This is a genomic window from uncultured Tateyamaria sp., assembly GCF_947503385.1.
Classification (GTDB): domain Bacteria; phylum Pseudomonadota; class Alphaproteobacteria; order Rhodobacterales; family Rhodobacteraceae; genus Tateyamaria.
In genome coordinates this window covers 265,000-282,594 of sequence record NZ_CANNDO010000002.1, presented here as the reverse complement: position 1 = coordinate 282,594, position 17,595 = coordinate 265,000, and the positions used below count along the sequence as shown (strand labels likewise).

Below are 17,595 nucleotides of genomic sequence, written 5' to 3'. Positions count from 1 at the left end.
TTGCCATGAATATTTAGATACAATATGAAATCTTTGGACGCTACGGAAACATTGTAATGGATACAATTTGGCAGCCCGACCTGTTGCAGGCACCGGGACCGAAATACAAGGCCGTCATGCAGGCCATTCGCGACGCCATTGCGGCGCGGGCCCTCGGTCCGGGCGATAAACTGCCTCCGGTGCGTGATCTGGCATGGCGGCTGGGTATCACGCCGGGCACGGTGGCACGGGCCTATACGATGCTGACGGACGATGGCACGCTGCTGGCCGAAGTGGGGCGGGGCACATTTGTGGCCAAGCCTGACCAAAAGGCGCCGTTGCTGGCCGATATCCCCATCGAAGTTGACAGCACGCCACACAATTCCACAGCACAAAGCTGGCATGTGAACCTGTTTTCACCGCACCTGCCCAATGTGGGGCAATCGACGCTGATCCGGCAGTTGCTGGCAGATGTCGCGCAGGACCCGCCATCGGGCTTGATGCACTATCCAACCCGCGCCGGCGGGCGGCCTGCGCGCGCAGCCGCCGCGGAATGGCTGGGAACGGCGCCGCTTGGGTCATTTGGACCCGATGACGTGGTGCTGGCCAATGGCGGACAGAACGCGATCCTGATGATCTTTCAAACCCTGCTCAAGGGCCGCCGTCCGGTGGTGCTGGTCGAAGAACTGGCCTATCCCGGCTTTCGTCGTGCCGCCGAATTGTTGCGCGCCGATGTGATCCCGGTGGCCATGGACAGCGATGGCGTCATTCCCGAAGCGCTTGAGGCTGCTGCACGCGCCCATGACGCGCAGGTGTTTTGTACGTCACCGGAGGTCCATAATCCGACGCTCGCCTTTACCGGTCAGAGCCGCCGCGAAGCACTTGCCGCAGTGGCGGAACGCTGTGATCTGCAAATTCTCGAAGACGACTGTTATCGCCTCGGCCCGGCGCAGGCCACATGCTACCGCATGATTGTGCCTGAGCGCAGCTGGTACATCTCGTCGATCTCCAAATCCATCACACCCGCGCTGCGTCTGGGCATTGCCGTCGCGCCACCCGGTCAGGCCTCAGCGTTGCGGCGCACCTCTGAATACTCGTTCTTTGGTCTGGCGACGCCGCTGACGGATTTGTGCGCGGCATTGCTGGTGCATCCGCAGCTTCCCGCGATCATGGACGCGGCGCGGGTGGGGATCGGAACCTATGTGCAGCGTGCAGTGAATATTCTGGGCAGTTTTGATCTGATCTGGCGGGCGGATGTGCCATTTCTTTGGCTGCATCTGCCCGAAGGCTGGCGCGCAGGCGCGTTTGTGCAGGCGGCCGAAGGGCAGGGGGTGCGCATCCGCGCCGCCGAAGAATACGCCTGTCGCGATGCGCGTGCGCCCCATGCGGTGCGGTTTGCGATCAATGCCGGGCTGAGCCTGGAGAGCTTTGAGGCCGGGCTGGGCCGGTTGCGCGAACTCCTCGACAATCCGCCCGACGTGATCGGCGTCTAGAACCACCCACCCGCGCCCCAAGCGACGCCAATGGCAATGGTCACGGAACTGACCAGCGCCGACAAACCTCCCAGCTTCCACGTAGAAAAAGGGCGTTCCCCATAGGCGCGCCCGTCGATGCCGCACACCACGACCTTTTTGGCTTTGCCCTGATACTCATAATGCATGATCCACACCGGCAGCAGAATCCGGCGATAGTGGATGCCGGTGGTCTTTGTGTCGTAAAAAATGTTGTGAACGCCTGATTTGCCCACCTGGGTCTTGATCCGGTTTCGGATCAAGAGGTCCTTGTCATCCTTGTTGGACCACAAACCATCCTCGACCGTCTGGTGGTGCTGTTCGGCGGCAAAGCCCGCGATGTAACCTGCCCGAAAAGGTCGCAACCGGCGCGGGTCAAAATCATGCAGGATGCCGTCGCGGATCAACGGCGTGACATGTGGTGAGGCGGGAACCAAAAGGTCATTAAATTGCGTCGACATGGAGCCGGTCGTGCGTCGCGTCACCATGCGCTTGCCGCGCCGCACGCGGTAGCTGGCCCAGTATTCAATCGCCTCGGTGCTGTCGAAGGTCCAGAAGGGCACATAAATTCCCGCAACCCGCCCCTTGGCAACAATTGCGCTCAGATCATTGGGCGCGGCCCAGCGGTCTTTGACCCACGCTTCGGTATAGTCCTGCGCATCGCCCTGTGGAACGCGAAAGGGGATCAGCGCCATGGTCTGAAACGCCGCGTCGCCCTCGCGCAGCACCACAGGTCCATCACAATAAGCGCAGCGCTCGCTCAGCGCGCGTCCCACAAACACCACATCGCCGCCGCAGGTCTCACAGTGATGAACGGTGCTGGCGTCCACGGTCTTGGGGTCCGCTTCGACGGCGTTGGGGTCGTAGGGAAACTCGGCACTGGCCGCTTCGTCCGCGTCCGTCTCCAACGGCACGGGCGTGCCGCAGCTTTCACAGACCAGACACTGCTGCGCGGGCTGATAGGTACACTGCCCGCCGCACTTGCTGCATTGCAGCTCTTTCTGAAGAACCTCTGCGCTTTGCATCAGTTGAGAGCCATCAGTGAAATCACGATTTCAAAGACGATCTGCAAGCGCCGCATGGACCGTTCCACCGCACCGCCCAGATCACCTGTTGCAAACCAGTCGCCAACGATTGTCGCGACGTACCACGTGGCAAGCAGCCATATCACCACAACCGCCCAACCCGCGATGCTGCGCAGAAAACCGGCTGAGCCTGCGCGGAGTTCGTGCTTGGCCTCGCGCACCGTCACGATCTTGCGGATCATCGGGATGCCAAAGGCGGTTGACGCCGCCAACAGGGCCAACCCGCCAAGGACCGGGCCAATCAGGTGTTCCATAGAAGGGCTCGCACACAAACATACATCGTGAACTGGTTTTGGCCGGGGTCGTGCGGAAATGCAAGATCAAGGCGTATCGCGGTGGGGTAATATGATACCTTATTTTCAAGACATTGTTTGCATTGGGAAATTAGTCCACTTCACGCGTTGACGTGCCCTGCAGCCCTCCATATAACCGCGCAATCTCGAACGTCCCTCTTATTCCGGATGCACACATGAAAACCTATACCGCAACACCTGCGGACATCGACAAGAAATGGATCATCATCGACGCCGAAGGCGTGGTGCTGGGCCGTCTTGCCTCGATCGTCGCCATGCGCCTGCGTGGCAAGCACAAGCCGTCCTTTACGCCCCACATGGACTGTGGTGACAATGTCATCATCGTCAACGCTGACAAGATCCAGCTGACCGGCAAGAAGCGCGACGAAAACCATTACTGGCACACTGGCCACCCCGGCGGGATCAAGTCGCGCACCAAGGCGCAGATCCTCGAAGGCGCGCACCCCGAGCGGGTCGTGACCCTGGCCGTCAAGCGTATGCTTCCGGGCAACCGCCTGAGCCGCCAGCAGATGACCAACCTGCGTGTCTATGCCGGTGCCGAGCACCCGCACGAGGCACAAAGCCCCGAAGTTCTGGATGTCAAATCCATGAACAAGAAGAACACGCGGAGCGCATAAGACATGGCTGACGAAATCAACACACTCGAAGATCTGCAAGCCGTGGCAGGCGATGCCGCCCCGGCAGAGGTCGAACTGACCCCGCGCGAACCCGTCCGTGACGAGTTTGGCCGCTCTTACGCCACCGGCAAACGGAAGGATGCGGTCGCCCGCGTCTGGATCAAGCCCGGCTCCGGCAAGGTCACCGTGAACGGCAAAGAGCTGAACACGTATTTTGCGCGCCCCGTGCTGCAAATGATCCTGCGCCAGCCGTTCACTGTGTCCGGTACCGAAGACCAGTTCGACGTGACCGCCACCGTCAAAGGCGGCGGCCTCAGCGGTCAGGCCGGTGCGGTCAAGCACGGCATCTCCAAGGCGCTGCAACTGTATGATCCCAGCTTGCGCGGCGCCCTGAAAGCCGCAGGCTTCCTGACCCGCGACAGCCGTGTGGTCGAACGGAAGAAATACGGTAAGGCCAAAGCCCGGAAGAGCTTCCAGTTCTCCAAGCGTTAAGCCGCTGTTACACGATTTTGGAAAGGCCGCTCCGGTTGGGGCGGCCTTTTTGGTTCAGTTGTGCTGGCAGGGAAGGCGGGTGTTGCTGGCAGTGCCGCTCAGCGATCCAAGCGGTTGCGGCGTTGCGCTGTCCACATAGTAGGCAAGCCCGGCCCATCCCGATTGCTGCACCGAACTGTCCCGCGTGAAATGCGCAAAACCAAAAGCGCTGTTGTCCACGCGGGTTGTCCGCCCCCGTACGTTTAGCACCAGCGCTGTGGCGTTGTTCCTGCCAAAGCCCAGCGGTGCCATGGAGAACGAACACCCTTGCGGTGCGACCGCGTGGTCCATCCGCACGCCGCTGTTGCCCACCACGATTTGCTGGGGCAATGCGCCGCCCACGGCGACACTGTTTTGCAGGATGTGCAGATGGGCGGCCAGCACGGCCTTCAATCCGCAGGACTGGTAGTTATAGGTCGTGCAGTCGCTTGATCCGACCGCATTCATCGCCGCCTGCAACACATAGCCCGTCCGGTGATCGGCCTGTTCGGGCGGGTTCGGATAGTCGTCCACCGCCCAAAGCGGCTTGTGCATCAGGAACCACGCGCTGGATGTGCTCTGCGCCGCGTTTACAGCGTCGCTCATGTCCGCTACCGCGATGGTATGGGTCCGGCCCGAACTGTGGACGGTGGGTGCGGTGTCGATGATGACGAAGCGGTGCGGGTTTGCATTGCCCGCCGATCTGTCGGCCACATCGAAATACCAGCTTGGGTAAAGCGTTTTTCCTGTCCCGCAACTGCTTTGATCCGCGGCAAAGAAGAAGAACCAGCCAAGCCCGGCCAGCGAACATTCCTCGTGGTTGCCGCGCACAAAGACCCACGGCACCTGCGCCAACAGCCCAAGGCGGACACGCTCGAAAAAGTCGCTGTCCCACATGTCCATCGTTCGGTTGCTTTCCTTTTCATAGCGGTAATCGCCAAGGTGCACGACGAAATCGGGGTTTAGGGCCGCGGCCTGTTCGGCGACCTCCTTGAACATGAACTTGGTCAGCTTCGTTTTCTTTTGTTTGTCCTCGGCGCATTCCTGCGCGCCTCTGGCGTTGTAAATCCCACGGCAACCTGTGTCGCCGAATGCCACGAAGGTGGGCGGCCCGGATGCGCCCACGCGCTGTGCGGCGGACAGGATCACGGGCTGGCTGGCGCTGTCGGTAAAGGTCACCGGGCTTGTGTCGGTGACGCTTTGGACAAGGGCAAACCCGGTGACGCCGGTGGGCGCGGCCGCCTCGCAAACGATGACGGGAAACCGGTTGCTGTCGGGATTGTTGGTGCGTTTGGAAAAGGCCAATGGTTCCGACGTCGCCATTCCATTGCGCGTCAGCCGCGCGGCATAAGCGGGGCAAGACGTGTTTGGATCGTTGGTTTCGATAACCACGCGCAATGACAGGTTCATGTCCACAAAGGCAGATGACCCGGCACCACTGGCAAATGTGCCGTTAGCTTGGGTCCATGCAGCGTAGACTTGCGCCTGTGCAGGGGCCGACAGGCCAAAAACGGCCCCGACCAAAAGGGCGAAATGAAATCGCATATGACTATCCTTTCCGTTCAACACAGCAACGGTTGCACGGAGGCGTTCAATCACAAAGAGAAATCACATCTTTCAATTGTCGGGGCGGATCAGTCCAAGGCCGCGCAGGTAAATGCCGATGCCAGTCTCCAGCAGATCTTCGGGCGGAAAGGGCGAGGCGCGACCGGGAGAGTTGCGCGCAAAAAGTTCGACAACACCGTGACTCATCGCCCAGATATGGGCGGAAAACATCGACGCGGGGGGGCGCTTGTCTTCGGGGATGTGTTTGGACAAATCGCCTGCCGCCTTTTCAAGCACCGCATTGGCGCGGGTTGCCACATCTGCCAATTCCGGCGTGCGATTGGTGGAAATCCCGCTCTCGAACATGGCAATATAGTGCCCCGGAAACCGCCGGGCAAAGGCGAGATAGGCGCGCCCCGTCGCCTCAAACGCAGCCAACGCCGATGGCTGGCCCGATTGATAGGCGTGCTCCATCAGGTCAGCAAAGATGCCATAGCCCTGCCGCGCACATTCCGCGATCAGGTCTTCTCGGCCTTCGTAGTGGCGGTACACAGCAGCAGGCGTTACGCCAGCCTGCTTGGCTGCCTCGGACAGGGTAAAGCCTGTGGGGCCCTTGTCCTCGATCAGTTGCAAGGCCGCTTCGATCAACGCTTGCCGCAGATTGCCATGGTGATAACCGCGTTTAGGCATCCCAGATGTCCGGGCCGCCACAAATGCCTTTGTCTATCTTTCCAATGGCTTGGGCGTCCTTGTTAGTGTAGTCGAGCCCGTGCAGCACGGTGCGGATCGCGTTCAGGCGGGCGCGTTTCTTGTCGTCGGACCGGACGATGGTCCACGGGGCGTGATCCGATTGCGACCGTTCCAGCGTTTCGCGGATCGCATCCGTATAGGCGTCCCATTTCTTGAGGCCCTCCACGTCGATCCAGCTTAGTTTCCACTGTTTCAGCGGGTCGTTTTCGCGCGCCATGATCCGGCGCAATTGTTCGGCGCGGCAGACGTTCAGCCAGAATTTAAAGACGTGGATACCGTCTTCGACCAGCATATCCTCGAACGGTTTGACCTGCGCAAAGAAGTGTTCGCGCTGCGCATCTGTGCAGAACTCGAAGACCTTTTCCACAACGCCGCGATTGTACCAGCTGCGGTCAAAGAACACGATCTCACCGCCCGCAGGCAACTGCCGGATGTAGCGTTGAAAATACCATTCTGATCGTTCGGTTTCCGATGGTTTCGACAGCGCGACAACGCGCGCACCCCGTGGATTAAGGTTCTCGCGGAACCGTTTGATTGTACCGCCTTTTCCGGCGGCATCGCGACCTTCGAACACGCAGGCGACGCGGGCGCCGGTTTCCTTGACCCAGTCCTGCATCTTGACCAGTTCAATTTGCAGGGCGTCCATCTCGTCCTCGTAGACCTTGCGCTTCATACGCTCGGAATGGGGATAGGACGGGGTCAGGATATCGCTCTTGTCCGCGGTGCGGAGCTTGGTCCGGATGTCGTCCGGCGCACCGTTCTCAAAGAAATCGGTGATCGCGCCGTCAAAAGGGAGGCTCATGGGCTGCTCCAAGTTACTGCTCTTAACATGCAATATGGGGCAGCGCGGGGCTTAACGCAAACCTGCGCGTTGTGCAGCACGGTCAATCGCCGCAATAACTTCGTCCGCGTGGCTGTGTTGCGGCATGTGACCAACACCGGGCAAGATCCTCAGGTTGGCACCGCCAATCTGTTTCGGCAGCTTGGCAGAATGCACCTCCAGCGGCACAATGCTGTCGGCGTCGCCGTGCACGATCTCGACCGGCACGTTGATCTGGCCATAGCGGGCCGACATCTCGACCACGTGGGGGCGCAGCCAGTTCACCTGCCGCGCATTGGCGCGCATTGACGCGCGGCGCAGGGTCAGGGCGGGACCCACATGGTCCAGATAGCCCTCGGGTGCCGTTTGCGGCGCAAAGATGTTCGCCACGATGTTTTTCACATAAGGCTCTGGGACAAAGGCAGAAAACAGCGGGACAGCCAGTCCGCCGCCCGCAGCAGATCCGTTCAGGTTGTAAGTCCAGTCAAGCGATCCGGGCCACGGGTTCGCGACACCTGCGACAGATACGATGCCCGCAAGATCATCAAATTCAAGCGCCCATGCCAGCGCCACGATCCCGCCAAAGGAATGGCCAACAACGATGGGCGTGTCGACGCCCAGCCGATCCGTCGCCGCCTTGAGCAGTTGCGCCTGTTCGGTCGGATTGGCGTGCGCGCTGCTCCAGGCGCGGGCGTGATGCGGGGCGACATGTTCGGTCCAGCCCAGACCGGGCCGGTCCAGCATCGTCACGCGGTAACGGTCCTTGAGTCTGTCGGCAAAGGCAAAGGTCCAGTCGCGGGTGTTGCCCGATGCGCCGTGCAGCAGCACCACATCCGGGCCGGTGCCCACCTGTTCGGCGTGAACCGTCACACCGTCCACGTCCAGCAACTGGCCTTGGGGCGGGTAGGCGGCCGCGGCCTCGCGTTCCCGTTTGGCGGCAAGGTACTGCACTGCGCCAATGGTGATGACAATCACCGCAACCAAAAGGATCAACGCCGTTTTCATGTCACCCCCGCAGGTCGGTTTGTTCCTGCCCGATCCGGTCCATATCGTACGGGGTGGTCAAATAGATCTCTGCGATCCAGTTGCCATAGAGCAGATGCGCGTGGCTGCGCCACCGGTTGGCCGGGGTCTGGGCCGGGTCGTTGTTGGGGAAATAGCCCACCGGCACCTCGATCTCGGCCCCTTCGACCTGTACGGAGGCCAGATCGCGGTCGTATTCCTGTTTGAGCGTGTCGCTGTCATATTCAAAGTGGTTGAGAATATAGAGCGCGCGGTGCGCCGGATCCTCGATCAGGCAGGGGCCCGTCACGTCCGAGCCCAGCAGCACAGGCAGGCCCGCAGCCTCAACTTCGGCTTGCCGCACCTCGGTCCAGCGCGACACGGGCACGACACAGTCATCCGAAAAGCCGCGCAAATAGGGCGAAGCGGGCGCTAGGTTCGTGTGGCGGAAGGCACCAAACAGCTTTTGGTCCAGCATGTGCTTGGGCACATTGTGGAAATGGTGCAGCATCGCCATCCCGCCCCAGCATACGCCAAAGGTGGAATGCACGTGCGTCTGGGTCCAGTCCATTACCTCGCACAGTTCGTCCCAATAGCTGACCTCTTCGAACGGCAGATGCTCGATCGGTGCGCCGGTGATGATTAGCCCATCGAATTTCTCGTCCCGCACGTCGCGGAACGTCCGGTAAAAGCTGTCCATATGGTCCGAGGCGGTATTCTTGGCCTCGTGATCGGACATGCGGATCAGCGTCAGTTCGATCTGTAGGGGGGTGGCGCCGATCAGGCGGGCAAACTGCGTCTCGGTCTGGATTTTCTTGGGCATCAGGTTCAGCAGCCCGATCTTGAGCGGGCGTATATCCTGATGCGCGGCCAGCTCGTCGTCCATCACCATGACGCCTTCGCGCGTGAGCACGTTATAGGCGGGCAGGGTGGAGGGCAGTTTGATGGGCATTTGTTCGATCCGGGTAAGTGCGAAGCGCAGACTTAATTGGCGGCAGCCTTGCGCTCAAGGGCTGCGGCGATGAGATCGGTGAAATCCGCTTCACCTTTGAGCGAGGCGACCTCGTCCGCGGTCACGGTCACACCCCAGCGCGACATCGCCTCGTAGCGCGGCTGGCGATGGGCAAGAGCGCGCGCATAGGTCCAGCGGACAAAGGCGTCAGGGTCCACCGCGTCTTCGGCAAGGCCGGTTTCGGCCAGATAGGCGGTCCAACAGTCCAGCAGGAACCCCGGCTGGTAGGCCATGGGTTTGGGCGCGCGGTCGAACCGTTCGATCAGGGCGGCGGTGTGGGCCGCGTCTCCCTTGATCCAGATGGGCAGGCACACGGTGCTGAGCGTGGTCATCAGCGGGTCCCGGTCGTTGGCCGGGTCCACCCACTCGCAGATTGACCCGCCCGTGTCGCAGATAAAGCTGGGATAGCCATAAAGCCGCTGCGCCCGTTCCGCGAAATGGCCGGTATCCTCCAGCGCCGAGATTTCGGAGCGGCGAAACTGCTCTTGCCGGCGGCGATACTCGGCGATGGGCAGCCCGCCCTTGGCCGCATCGCCGGGCTTGCCCAGATAGGTCGAGACCGGGCTGAGGTTGTGGAAGGTGATGTTGGAGCCGATATAGATCGAATCGCTCATCAACAGGTCGCGCAGGAACGGCACCTTCATCGCTTCGGCCTTGGCGTTGTCGGTGATGAACTCGCCCATGTACCGCGTGCCGATGCGGTAATCGATGGAGTAGTGGAACCAGGTGCCGGACGCGCGCAGGGTCGTGGACATATGCGTCTTGCCAAGGCCCGACATGCCAAACACCATCACCCGCCGGTTTTTGGCGGCGCGCCACGCATCGGCATCTTTGTAGAGCATGAAGGCCCCCGTCATCCCCGGTTTCGTTGCCGGTGTCCTAGCTGTGGCCGCTGGGGCGGTCAACGGCACGGCGGCGCAGCAGGTGCCAGACGCGACCGTCAAGGATGATCAGGCCAAGGGCCAGCAGGCCAAAACCGGCAAAGGCGTTGGGCGACAGCGCTTCGTTCCGGACCAGCGCACCCAACACAATCGCGACCGGGGCGATCAGCAGCGTGACCAGCATCAGGTTGCCGGAACCCGCCATAGCCAGCACACGGTAATACAGCAGATAAGCCCCCGCCGTGGCGATGATTGCATAGTATCCGATTGCGAGAATTGTGTCGGTCTGCAACCCGAGGGACATGGGGCCCTCGACCACCCATGCCAGCGGAACGGTCATAATCGTCGCCCCGGTCAACATCCCGGCGGCAGACATTTGCGGGGACAGTCCCGCAAAAAAGTGGCGGGCAAAGGCGCCAGCCAGCGCATAGCTGATCGTGCCGCCGATAATCGCAATCTGTGCAAGGCTGCGCAGGTCAAAATTGCGAAAATTCTCAAGGCCGATGGCGGTTGCCACCCCGAGAAAGCCCAGCGTGACGCCAATGCCTTTGCGCAGCGTCATACGCTCATCGGCAAAGAAAAGGGCAGCCACGATCACGCCAAAGATCGCAGTGGCTGCGTTCAGAATCGAGGTGAGCCCGGTTTCGATGTACAATTGCCCCCATGCCATCAGGCCAAACGGGATCACGTTGTTCAAAAGGCCCATACCGAGAAAGGCGAGCCAAATACGCGGATCACGGGGCACCGGCAGGCGCATGACTCCCACAACTGCCCAAAGCACCAGCATCGCCCAGAAGGTGCGGTGCGCAACGGAGGTGAGCGGGCCAACCTCATCAAGAGCGATGCGGATGGACAGGAACGACCCACCCCAAATCGCTGCAAGCAGCAAAAGTTCAGCCCATGCCCGTCCGGAAAGTGATTTTTGTGTCATCATGGGCATTCAATGACAGTCGCACTGGCCCCCCGCCACCCGTTTCTTGTGCAAAGAAAAACCCCGGCTGGCGGAACCAACCGGGGTTTTCTGTGTCACGGTCTATGTTTGGCTTAGAATGTCCACTGGACGTTAAGACCAACAGCAACCGACGAGTTGCCATCGAACGTCGCGACCGGTTGGCCACCCACTTCGGGGCGGGCGTCGCCGAGCCACGAGTAATTGATGCCGCCTGAAACGGTCAGGTTGTCTTTTTCATAACGACCACCAACGGAGATACCATACAGGCCATCAGTCGGGCCGAGGGGCGACACAAGATCGTCGTCGCCTGTGGGCTCGTAGGACAGAACCACAGTCCCCGAGAAGTTCTCGTTGAACCGGCGACCCACACCGAGGGTAAAGCGTTGCCCGTTGTCGAGATTGACAAGGTCGCTGCCCAGACCGGTGGGAACCAGATCGACATCTTCGAACGCAGTCCAGCGGTAGGAGGCGATCAGCAGCGTGTCCGCCGCGATCCCGGTCTGAAAGTCGATATTGATCGCTTCGGGGGTCACAAAGTCGGTGGTGCCCGCGATATTGTTGCCCAGCAGCACTTCGTTTGTGCTGCCTGTGTATTCGATCTCTGCGTGATAGGTGAACGCCAGACGCAGCGCGATATCGGGAATTTCGTAGGCTGCACCAACAAGCCAGCCAAACTCTGTCTCGCCGCCCATCTCGAACGAATAGCCGCCATCGGCCTCAAACTGAGCAATCTGTCCGCCGACTTGCAAACCCAAAGCACCGACAACCGCAGGGCCGCCCAATGCGGCAACAGCCGTTGGGTCACCCAAGAGGGCAGCGCCCAGCGTGGTTGCGTCCACACCGGCAACACTCGCCACGGCAGAGGTCGCGATCGCGCTGGAATATGAATCGCCGCTCAGGTTGACGCCTGCGCGGATGGTCTGGGCTTTGATGCCGCCGAACACGCTGACGCGGTCGTTAAAGCGGTATTTGCCGACAAGGGTATACGCTTCGCTCGACAAATCTGCGCCGGTGCCGCCAAGGTTTGTTGTGGTCGGGTCACCGTTGTAGAAGACGTCCGCTCCATAGGGCTGGTCGATGATGAAACCCAGCGTGAACTTGTCGTTCAGATCTTTGGTATAGCTGAAAGTCGTCTGTTCGTAGGATTCGCCGACATCGTAGCTCGCCCCTTGTGCGTCCGTACCGGTCACGCTGGGGTTCACATGCGCAAGGCTGAAGCTGAACGTGTTGTCGTCATTGAAGATCGGCAAAACGCTTTGGTTTGAGCGATCCAGACCAGCGGCCTGCACCGATGTTGCGGAGACGGCGAGCGCCGCCACCGCGAGAGCACGGTTTTTCATTGTTATTCCTCCCAAGGCCGCGGGTGTGGAGTGGGTGCGGCGTTGGGACGCAATAGGCCAATTTCAAGCCCTTCCCGTCAATATTTACCCAAGGGCACTTTGGGCCAAGTGACGGAGCGTCATAAAACTGTGGCCCCTCGGACACAACCGGCGGCTATGTGCGCGTTTCCCACCACAGGTTGAGATAGTTTCCGCCGAAAATGATCACCGCGCCGACAAGAACCCAGATGTCGATGGCCTCGCCATAGACCAGCATCCCGACCACGGCGATGGTTGGCAGGCGGACAAAGTCGATGGGCACAACAACGGTCGCGGGCGCGATGGACAAGGCCTTGGTCAGACAGAAATGCGCCAGAAGACCGGCAAGGCCGATCAGCACCACCCAAGGGCCGGTTGTCAGATCGGGCAAGGCGATATCACCATCATATCCCGCGGTGGCCAGTCCCATGACCAACTGCATGGATGTCAGCCAGAACAGGATCGACACGATTTGTTCGTTCCGTGTTAGCCGTTTGGTCAGCATGATCGTGATCGCAAAGAAGATCGCACAGGACGCCGCCGTGATGATTCCTGTGTTGATCCCGGCCATGTCCGGGCGTGCCACGATCAGTATGCCGACGAATCCCAAAATGGCGGCAACGGCGCGCACAAGGGTCAGCCGTTCACCCAAGACCAATGGGCTGAGCAGGATCACCCAGATCGGTGTGGTGAATTCCAGCGCAAAGACCTGCGCGAGAGGGATCAGCGTCACGGCCAGAAACCACAGGTTTTGCCCGGTGAAATGCGCCACGTTGCGCGCCAGATGCGTGCCCAGCCGCGCGGTTTCCACCTGCCGCCACGTGCCGGTTGCTGTGGCAAACACAACGACGATGATCACACCCACAAGGCTGCGGTACATCATGATCTCGAACGTATCGAGCGCATGGCTCACCTCGCGCCCGGCCACGGCCATAACGGAAAAGGACGTGATCGTGCCGATCATCCACACGGCGGCCTTGATCGTCGGCGTCATGAGCGTTGTGCGCGCGGATCGGCCGGTTTCACGCGATCACGCTGACATCGGCGTAGTTTTGCGGTTTGCGTCCCTCAAATCGCAGCGCGACCCGTCGCCCGGCAATCTTTTGCGTCTCGAACGCCAGCTTTGGCAAAATGTGCGCCTCAAAATCGTCAACCTCTGACGCGGGCACACAGACGTGGTCGCACGGATAATCGGTCAACACGCGAAACAGCACATAGTCGAGACCCAAGAGATGTTCCATCACTTGCTGCGTATCGGTTCCAAGCGCCTTGAGGTGCTGTTCTTCCAACTCGACAAACAGGATGGGTGTGTCGCGGGCGATCAGTGCGGCAGCCCCTTGCAACGCGCGCAGTTCCGAACCCTGTACGTCGATCTTGATAAAGCGGGTCGGGGGTATGTCCAGATCGTCGATCCGGTAAGTGATCGTTTTGTCGCCAAGTTTGCCACCGTCGCTGACCGCGGCGATGCCGCTGTTGAACGTCGAGGCCACCGGAAGATGCATGGCCAGCACGTTGCCCGTCGTGTCCGATGCCGCAAAGGGGAAGGTCGTGACATTGCGCAACTTGTTGCGCACGATATTGGCCCGCAGAATGGCGTGGGTCAGCGATTGCGGCTCGAATGCGTAAACATGCCCGTTGCTGACAAGCTGCGCGAGATGAACCGTATGTGTGCCCACATTCGCGCCAACATCTATGGCGACGTCGCCGGGTTTCAGCAGCGCATTGGTCAACTGGCGAAAGTGCTCTTCGGAAAACTCGGCCCGCGCCAGCATCTCGAAATGGTGTTCGCCCCGCACGCCGGTGTAGCTGCCGATGGCGCCTTCGGTCTCTCCGAGGACGGGAAGCGGTGCGCGCAATTGTGCCAAAGCGGCGGCAAGTGTTGCCAGCGGAATGCGCGGCGCGTCCCGCAAAACTGCGGCCAGATGCCGGACCCCTTTGGGAAAGAGTTTCCTCACGGCGCAGTTACTCCCATTCGATGGTTCCCGGCGGTTTGGACGTGATATCGTAGGTCACGCGGTTGATGCCGGGCACTTCGTTGATGATGCGGGTCGCGGTTTCGCTGAGAAAATCGTGGCTGAACGGGTAATAATCGGCTGTCATGCCGTCCACGGATGTGACGGCGCGCAGGGCGCAGGCATAGTCGTAGGTGCGGCCATCGCCCATAACACCCACGGTCCGAACCGGCAGGATTGCGCAGAAGGCCTGCCAGATATCGTCGTAAAGGCCGTGCTTGCGAATCTGATCGATATAGACGGCATCCGCCTCGCGCAGAATCTCCAGCTTGGGGCGCGTGATCTCGCCGGGGCAGCGGATGGCAAGGCCCGGACCGGGGAAGGGGTGGCGCCCGATAAAATGCGCGGGCAGACCCAGTTCGCGGCCCAGTGCGCGCACCTCGTCCTTGAACAGTTCGCGCAGCGGTTCGACCAGTTTCAGTCCCATCTTTTCCGGCAGGCCACCGACATTGTGGTGCGACTTGATCGTGACCGAAGGCCCGCCGGAAAAGCTCACGCTTTCAATGACATCCGGGTAGAGCGTGCCTTGGGCAAGGAATTGCGCACCGTCGATCTGGTCCGCGTATTTCTGGAACACGTCGATAAAGAGCTTGCCGATGATCTTGCGCTTGGTCTCGGGGTCGGATTGGCCGTCAAGTTCGCCGAGGAAAAGCTCGGTCTCGTCCGCGTGGATCACGGACAGGTTCATGTGGTCGCGGAACATGCCCACGACCTCTTCGGCCTCGTCCTTGCGCAACAGGCCGTGGTCGACAAAGACGCAGGTCAGCTGGTCACCGATAGCCTCGTGAATCAGTGCAGCGGCCACAGAACTGTCGACACCACCGGACAGGGCGCAGATGACCTTGGCGTCGCCGACCTGATCGCGGATCTTCTGCACCGCTTCCTCGCGGTACGCATTCATGGTCCAGTCGCCCTTGAACCCGGCCAGACGCACAAAGTTTTCGTATAGCATGGCGCCCTTGGGGGTGTGGTGAACTTCCGGGTGGAACTGCACGGCATAGAAATTCCGGCTGGTGTCCGCCGTGATGGCATAAGGGGCATTGGGCGAGGTGCCATAGACATCGAACCCCGGAGCAAGGCGTGCGACGTGGTCGCCATGGCTCATCCAGACCTGTTCGGGACCTTCGGCAAACCATCCGTCCAGCAAGGGCAGGCTGCCTGCGGGCTGCACGAAAGCACGGCCGAATTCTGCCGTGCCGCCACCGCCCGATATTTTGCCGCCCAGCACCTCGCCGCCCAGCTGTTGCATCATCACCTGCTGGCCGTAGCAAATGCCGAGGATGGGCACGCCAAGCGCAAAGATGCCCTCCGGCGCGCGGGGGGAGCCGTCGCGTGTCACCGAATCGGGACCACCCGAAAAGATCACGGCGCGGGGCGCAAAAGCCGCAACGAAGTCCATCGTGACATTCTGGTAGGGGTGAATTTCGCAATAGACGTTCAACTCGCGCAGGCGGCGCGCGATAAGCTGCGTCACCTGGCTGCCAAAGTCGATGATGAGAAGGCGGTCATGGGTCTGGCTGGTCATGGAAATGCAATATGCGGGGGGTGCGCCGGTGGCAAGCGTCGGACATGTGAGTATTTGCAAAGAGAAGAAGCAGGGGATGTCGCTTTTTTCCCTGCTGTGGCGTTAACCGCGCGCACGGGTTCGGGGGATGCGGTAATCACCGATCCACGACGAGCGAAAAGGGGATGATGGCATGGCGGATGGATCGGCAAGACGGCGCGGACGCGGTGGCGGCGGTGCGGCACGGCGGGCAGAGCGCAGCGCGGTGTCCTTTGAGACCGCGAAGTTCATCGAGCGCAACATTCCCAATTTCGAGGTGCTGACCGAAGAAGCGCTCGATATCATCGAGACCAATGCCGAGACGATCCTCGAAGAGGTCGGTGTGAATTTTCCCGACAATCCGCCAGCGTTGCAGCGCTGGCGCGATGCGGGCGCGGATGTCGACGGGGACCGGGTGCGCATTCCGCGCGGTCTGGCACGGCAATTGTGCGCAACAGCGCCGTCACGCTTTGTCCAGCACGCCCGCAACCCGGCCCGGTCGGTCGAGATCGGCGGGCGCAATCTGGTTCTGGCCCCGGTCTATGGCCCGCCATTTGTGCGCGACGCCCATGGCGGTCGGCGCTATGCGACGATTGAGGATTTCCAGAATTTCGTGAAACTCGGGTACATGTCCAAGTGGCTGCACCACTCGGGGGGCACGGTTTGTGAGCCCACGGATGTGGCGGTGAACAAACGGCATTTCGACATGCTGCACGCGCATATGACGCTGTCGGACAAACCCTACATGGGCTCGGTCACGGAACCCAGCCGGGCGCGTGATTCGGTCGAGATGTCCGAGATTCTGTTCGGAAAGGATTTTGTCGCCGAGAACACGGTGATGACCTCGCTGATCAACATCAACTCGCCCATGACATTCGATGACGTTATGATGGGCGCACTGGAGGTTTACGCACAAGCCAACCAGGCGTGCATCATTTCGCCCTTTATCGTGGGGGGTGCGATGGCGCCTGTGTCCGTGGCGGGCACGCTGACGCAGGTGATGGCCGAAGTGCTGGCCGGTATCGCCTATTCCCAGCTATGCCGGGCAGGGGCGCCGGTGATCATGGGGGCGTTTGTGACGTCCATCGACATGAATTCGGGCGCACCGACCTTTGGCACCCCGGAAGCTGCGCATATCACATATGGCGCTGGGCAACTGGCGCGGCGGCTGGGTCTGCCATTCCGGTCCGCGGGGTCGTTCTGCGGCTCGAAACTGCCGGACGCGCAGGCGGCTTACGAGACGGCGAATTCCCTGAACATGGGGCTGCTGGCGGGTGTGAACTTTATGCTGCACGCGTGCGGCTGGCTCGAAGGTGGGCTGGTCAGCAGTTACGAGAAATTCGTGATGGATGCAGACCAGTTAGGGACATTGCACCACCTCGCAGCAGGCGTGCAGATAGACGAGAACGCACAGGCCATGGATGCCATTCGCGAGGTGGGTCCGGGCGGGCACTACCTTGGCTGCGCCCATACGCAGGCGAATTTCAAGCAGGCGTTTTGGAAGTCCGACCTTCTCGACTACAAGCCCTTTGAGACGTGGGAAGACGAGGGCGCGCGCGACACGATTGAACTGGCCCGGCTGCGGGTGGAACGGTTGCTGAACGACTATCAGGCGCCAGACATGGACGTCGCCACCCGCGAAGCGCTGGACGCCTATGTTGCGCAGCGCAAGGCGGCGGAGCCCGACAGCTTTATGTGATGTGC

The 17,595-nt window shown here is 60.9% G+C and carries 17 protein-coding genes; 4 read left to right on the top strand and 13 right to left on the bottom strand.

All coding sequences use genetic code 11. The features are described from left to right. The first annotated feature begins 56 nt into the window (after nucleotides 1-56). Complete coding sequence (locus Q1A85_RS07295) at nucleotides 57-1,472, top strand: PLP-dependent aminotransferase family protein (protein WP_299686855.1); 1,416 nt, start codon at nucleotides 57-59, stop codon at nucleotides 1,470-1,472. On the opposite strand, the gene Q1A85_RS07290 is transcribed toward Q1A85_RS07295, so the two are convergent. Then, nucleotides 1,469-2,515 carry a hypothetical protein gene (locus tag Q1A85_RS07290; protein WP_299686853.1) on the bottom strand — a complete coding sequence of 349 codons (1,047 nt, stop codon included), beginning with the start codon at nucleotides 2,513-2,515 and terminating at the stop codon, nucleotides 1,469-1,471. The two genes, Q1A85_RS07295 and Q1A85_RS07290, sit on opposite strands and share 4 nt — an antisense overlap. Further along, nucleotides 2,515-2,829 carry a hypothetical protein gene (locus Q1A85_RS07285; RefSeq protein ID WP_299686851.1) on the bottom strand — a complete coding sequence of 105 codons (315 nt, stop codon included), beginning with the start codon at nucleotides 2,827-2,829 and terminating at the stop codon, nucleotides 2,515-2,517. Before Q1A85_RS07285 ends, Q1A85_RS07290 begins: the two co-directional genes overlap by 1 nt. A gap of 215 nt (nucleotides 2,830-3,044) precedes the next feature. Between Q1A85_RS07285 and rplM the strand changes: the two genes are divergently transcribed. Continuing rightward, the gene (rplM, locus tag Q1A85_RS07280) at nucleotides 3,045-3,506 is read left to right on the top strand and encodes a 50S ribosomal protein L13 (protein ID WP_299686849.1); all 462 of its coding nucleotides are present in this window, start codon (nucleotides 3,045-3,047) and stop codon (nucleotides 3,504-3,506) included. 3 nt (nucleotides 3,507-3,509) lie between these two features. Beyond that, entirely contained in the window at nucleotides 3,510-3,998 is a 489-nt protein-coding gene (gene rpsI, locus Q1A85_RS07275) for a 30S ribosomal protein S9 (protein ID WP_299686847.1), read from the top strand. A 54-nt stretch (nucleotides 3,999-4,052) separates the two neighbouring features. Here rpsI and Q1A85_RS07270 read toward each other — a convergent pair whose 3' ends face one another. The 11 genes from Q1A85_RS07270 to guaA all read right to left on the bottom strand — a co-directional run bounded on the left by Q1A85_RS07270 (nucleotide 4,053) and on the right by guaA (nucleotide 15,873). Then, the gene (locus Q1A85_RS07270) at nucleotides 4,053-5,561 is read right to left on the bottom strand and encodes a metallophosphoesterase (protein ID WP_299686845.1); all 1,509 of its coding nucleotides are present in this window, start codon (nucleotides 5,559-5,561) and stop codon (nucleotides 4,053-4,055) included. Nucleotides 5,562-5,633: 72 nt separating this feature from the next. Beyond that, a complete protein-coding gene (locus tag Q1A85_RS07265) occupies nucleotides 5,634-6,251 on the bottom strand; it encodes a TetR/AcrR family transcriptional regulator (protein ID WP_299686843.1) in 618 nt (205 codons plus the stop codon). Continuing rightward, complete coding sequence (gene ppk2 / locus Q1A85_RS07260; RefSeq protein ID WP_299686841.1) at nucleotides 6,244-7,113, bottom strand: polyphosphate kinase 2; 870 nt, start codon at nucleotides 7,111-7,113, stop codon at nucleotides 6,244-6,246. The genes Q1A85_RS07265 and ppk2 overlap by 8 nt, the downstream gene beginning before the upstream one ends. A 51-nt stretch (nucleotides 7,114-7,164) precedes the next feature. Further along, nucleotides 7,165-8,136: an alpha/beta hydrolase gene (locus Q1A85_RS07255; RefSeq protein WP_299686839.1), complete on the bottom strand. Its 972-nt coding sequence runs from the start codon at nucleotides 8,134-8,136 to the stop codon at nucleotides 7,165-7,167. Nucleotide 8,137: 1 nt separating this feature from the next. After that, a complete protein-coding gene (gene metA, locus Q1A85_RS07250; RefSeq protein WP_299686837.1) occupies nucleotides 8,138-9,085 on the bottom strand; it encodes a homoserine O-succinyltransferase in 948 nt (315 codons plus the stop codon). 32 nt (nucleotides 9,086-9,117) lie between these two features. Next, nucleotides 9,118-9,987: an ATPase gene (locus Q1A85_RS07245; protein WP_299686835.1), complete on the bottom strand. Its 870-nt coding sequence runs from the start codon at nucleotides 9,985-9,987 to the stop codon at nucleotides 9,118-9,120. Nucleotides 9,988-10,024: 37 nt separating this feature from the next. Further along, entirely contained in the window at nucleotides 10,025-10,960 is a 936-nt protein-coding gene (locus tag Q1A85_RS07240; RefSeq protein WP_299686834.1) for a DMT family transporter, read from the bottom strand. A gap of 110 nt (nucleotides 10,961-11,070) precedes the next feature. Continuing rightward, entirely contained in the window at nucleotides 11,071-12,318 is a 1,248-nt protein-coding gene (locus Q1A85_RS07235; protein ID WP_299686832.1) for an outer membrane protein transport protein, read from the bottom strand. 154 nt (nucleotides 12,319-12,472) lie between these two features. Continuing rightward, entirely contained in the window at nucleotides 12,473-13,330 is an 858-nt protein-coding gene (locus tag Q1A85_RS07230; protein WP_299686830.1) for a DMT family transporter, read from the bottom strand. A 28-nt stretch (nucleotides 13,331-13,358) separates the two neighbouring features. Continuing rightward, the gene (locus Q1A85_RS07225; RefSeq protein WP_299686828.1) at nucleotides 13,359-14,291 is read right to left on the bottom strand and encodes an FkbM family methyltransferase; all 933 of its coding nucleotides are present in this window, start codon (nucleotides 14,289-14,291) and stop codon (nucleotides 13,359-13,361) included. 7 nt (nucleotides 14,292-14,298) lie between these two features. Then, entirely contained in the window at nucleotides 14,299-15,873 is a 1,575-nt protein-coding gene (gene guaA / locus Q1A85_RS07220) for a glutamine-hydrolyzing GMP synthase (RefSeq protein ID WP_299686826.1), read from the bottom strand. 172 nt (nucleotides 15,874-16,045) lie between these two features. On the opposite strand from guaA, the gene Q1A85_RS07215 reads away from it, so the two are divergent. Continuing rightward, nucleotides 16,046-17,590 (top strand): trimethylamine methyltransferase family protein, encoded by a 1,545-nt coding sequence (locus tag Q1A85_RS07215; RefSeq protein ID WP_299686825.1) that lies wholly within the window; start codon nucleotides 16,046-16,048, stop codon nucleotides 17,588-17,590. Nucleotides 17,591-17,595 lie beyond the last annotated feature (5 nt).

Bases quoted from the DNA above. Each gene is read 5' to 3' on its own strand.
- Q1A85_RS07245 (WP_299686835.1), bottom strand. From the start codon at position 9,987: ATGCTCTACAAAGATGCCGATGCGTGGCGCGCCGCCAAAAACCGGCGG.
- Q1A85_RS07240 (WP_299686834.1), bottom strand. From the start codon at position 10,960: ATGATGACACAAAAATCACTTTCCGGACGGGCATGGGCTGAACTTTTG.
- Q1A85_RS07235 (WP_299686832.1), bottom strand. From the start codon at position 12,318: ATGAAAAACCGTGCTCTCGCGGTGGCGGCGCTCGCCGTCTCCGCAACA.
- Q1A85_RS07295 (WP_299686855.1), top strand. From the start codon at position 57: ATGGATACAATTTGGCAGCCCGACCTGTTGCAGGCACCGGGACCGAAA.
- metA (WP_299686837.1), bottom strand. From the start codon at position 9,085: ATGCCCATCAAACTGCCCTCCACCCTGCCCGCCTATAACGTGCTCACG.
- Q1A85_RS07215 (WP_299686825.1), top strand. From the start codon at position 16,046: ATGGCGGATGGATCGGCAAGACGGCGCGGACGCGGTGGCGGCGGTGCG.
- Q1A85_RS07290 (WP_299686853.1), bottom strand. From the start codon at position 2,515: ATGCAAAGCGCAGAGGTTCTTCAGAAAGAGCTGCAATGCAGCAAGTGC.
- rpsI (WP_299686847.1), top strand. From the start codon at position 3,510: ATGGCTGACGAAATCAACACACTCGAAGATCTGCAAGCCGTGGCAGGC.
- Q1A85_RS07255 (WP_299686839.1), bottom strand. From the start codon at position 8,136: ATGAAAACGGCGTTGATCCTTTTGGTTGCGGTGATTGTCATCACCATT.
- guaA (WP_299686826.1), bottom strand. From the start codon at position 15,873: ATGACCAGCCAGACCCATGACCGCCTTCTCATCATCGACTTTGGCAGC.
- Q1A85_RS07265 (WP_299686843.1), bottom strand. From the start codon at position 6,251: ATGCCTAAACGCGGTTATCACCATGGCAATCTGCGGCAAGCGTTGATC.
- ppk2 (WP_299686841.1), bottom strand. From the start codon at position 7,113: ATGAGCCTCCCTTTTGACGGCGCGATCACCGATTTCTTTGAGAACGGT.
- Q1A85_RS07285 (WP_299686851.1), bottom strand. From the start codon at position 2,829: ATGGAACACCTGATTGGCCCGGTCCTTGGCGGGTTGGCCCTGTTGGCG.
- Q1A85_RS07270 (WP_299686845.1), bottom strand. From the start codon at position 5,561: ATGCGATTTCATTTCGCCCTTTTGGTCGGGGCCGTTTTTGGCCTGTCG.
- rplM (WP_299686849.1), top strand. From the start codon at position 3,045: ATGAAAACCTATACCGCAACACCTGCGGACATCGACAAGAAATGGATC.
- Q1A85_RS07230 (WP_299686830.1), bottom strand. From the start codon at position 13,330: ATGACGCCGACGATCAAGGCCGCCGTGTGGATGATCGGCACGATCACG.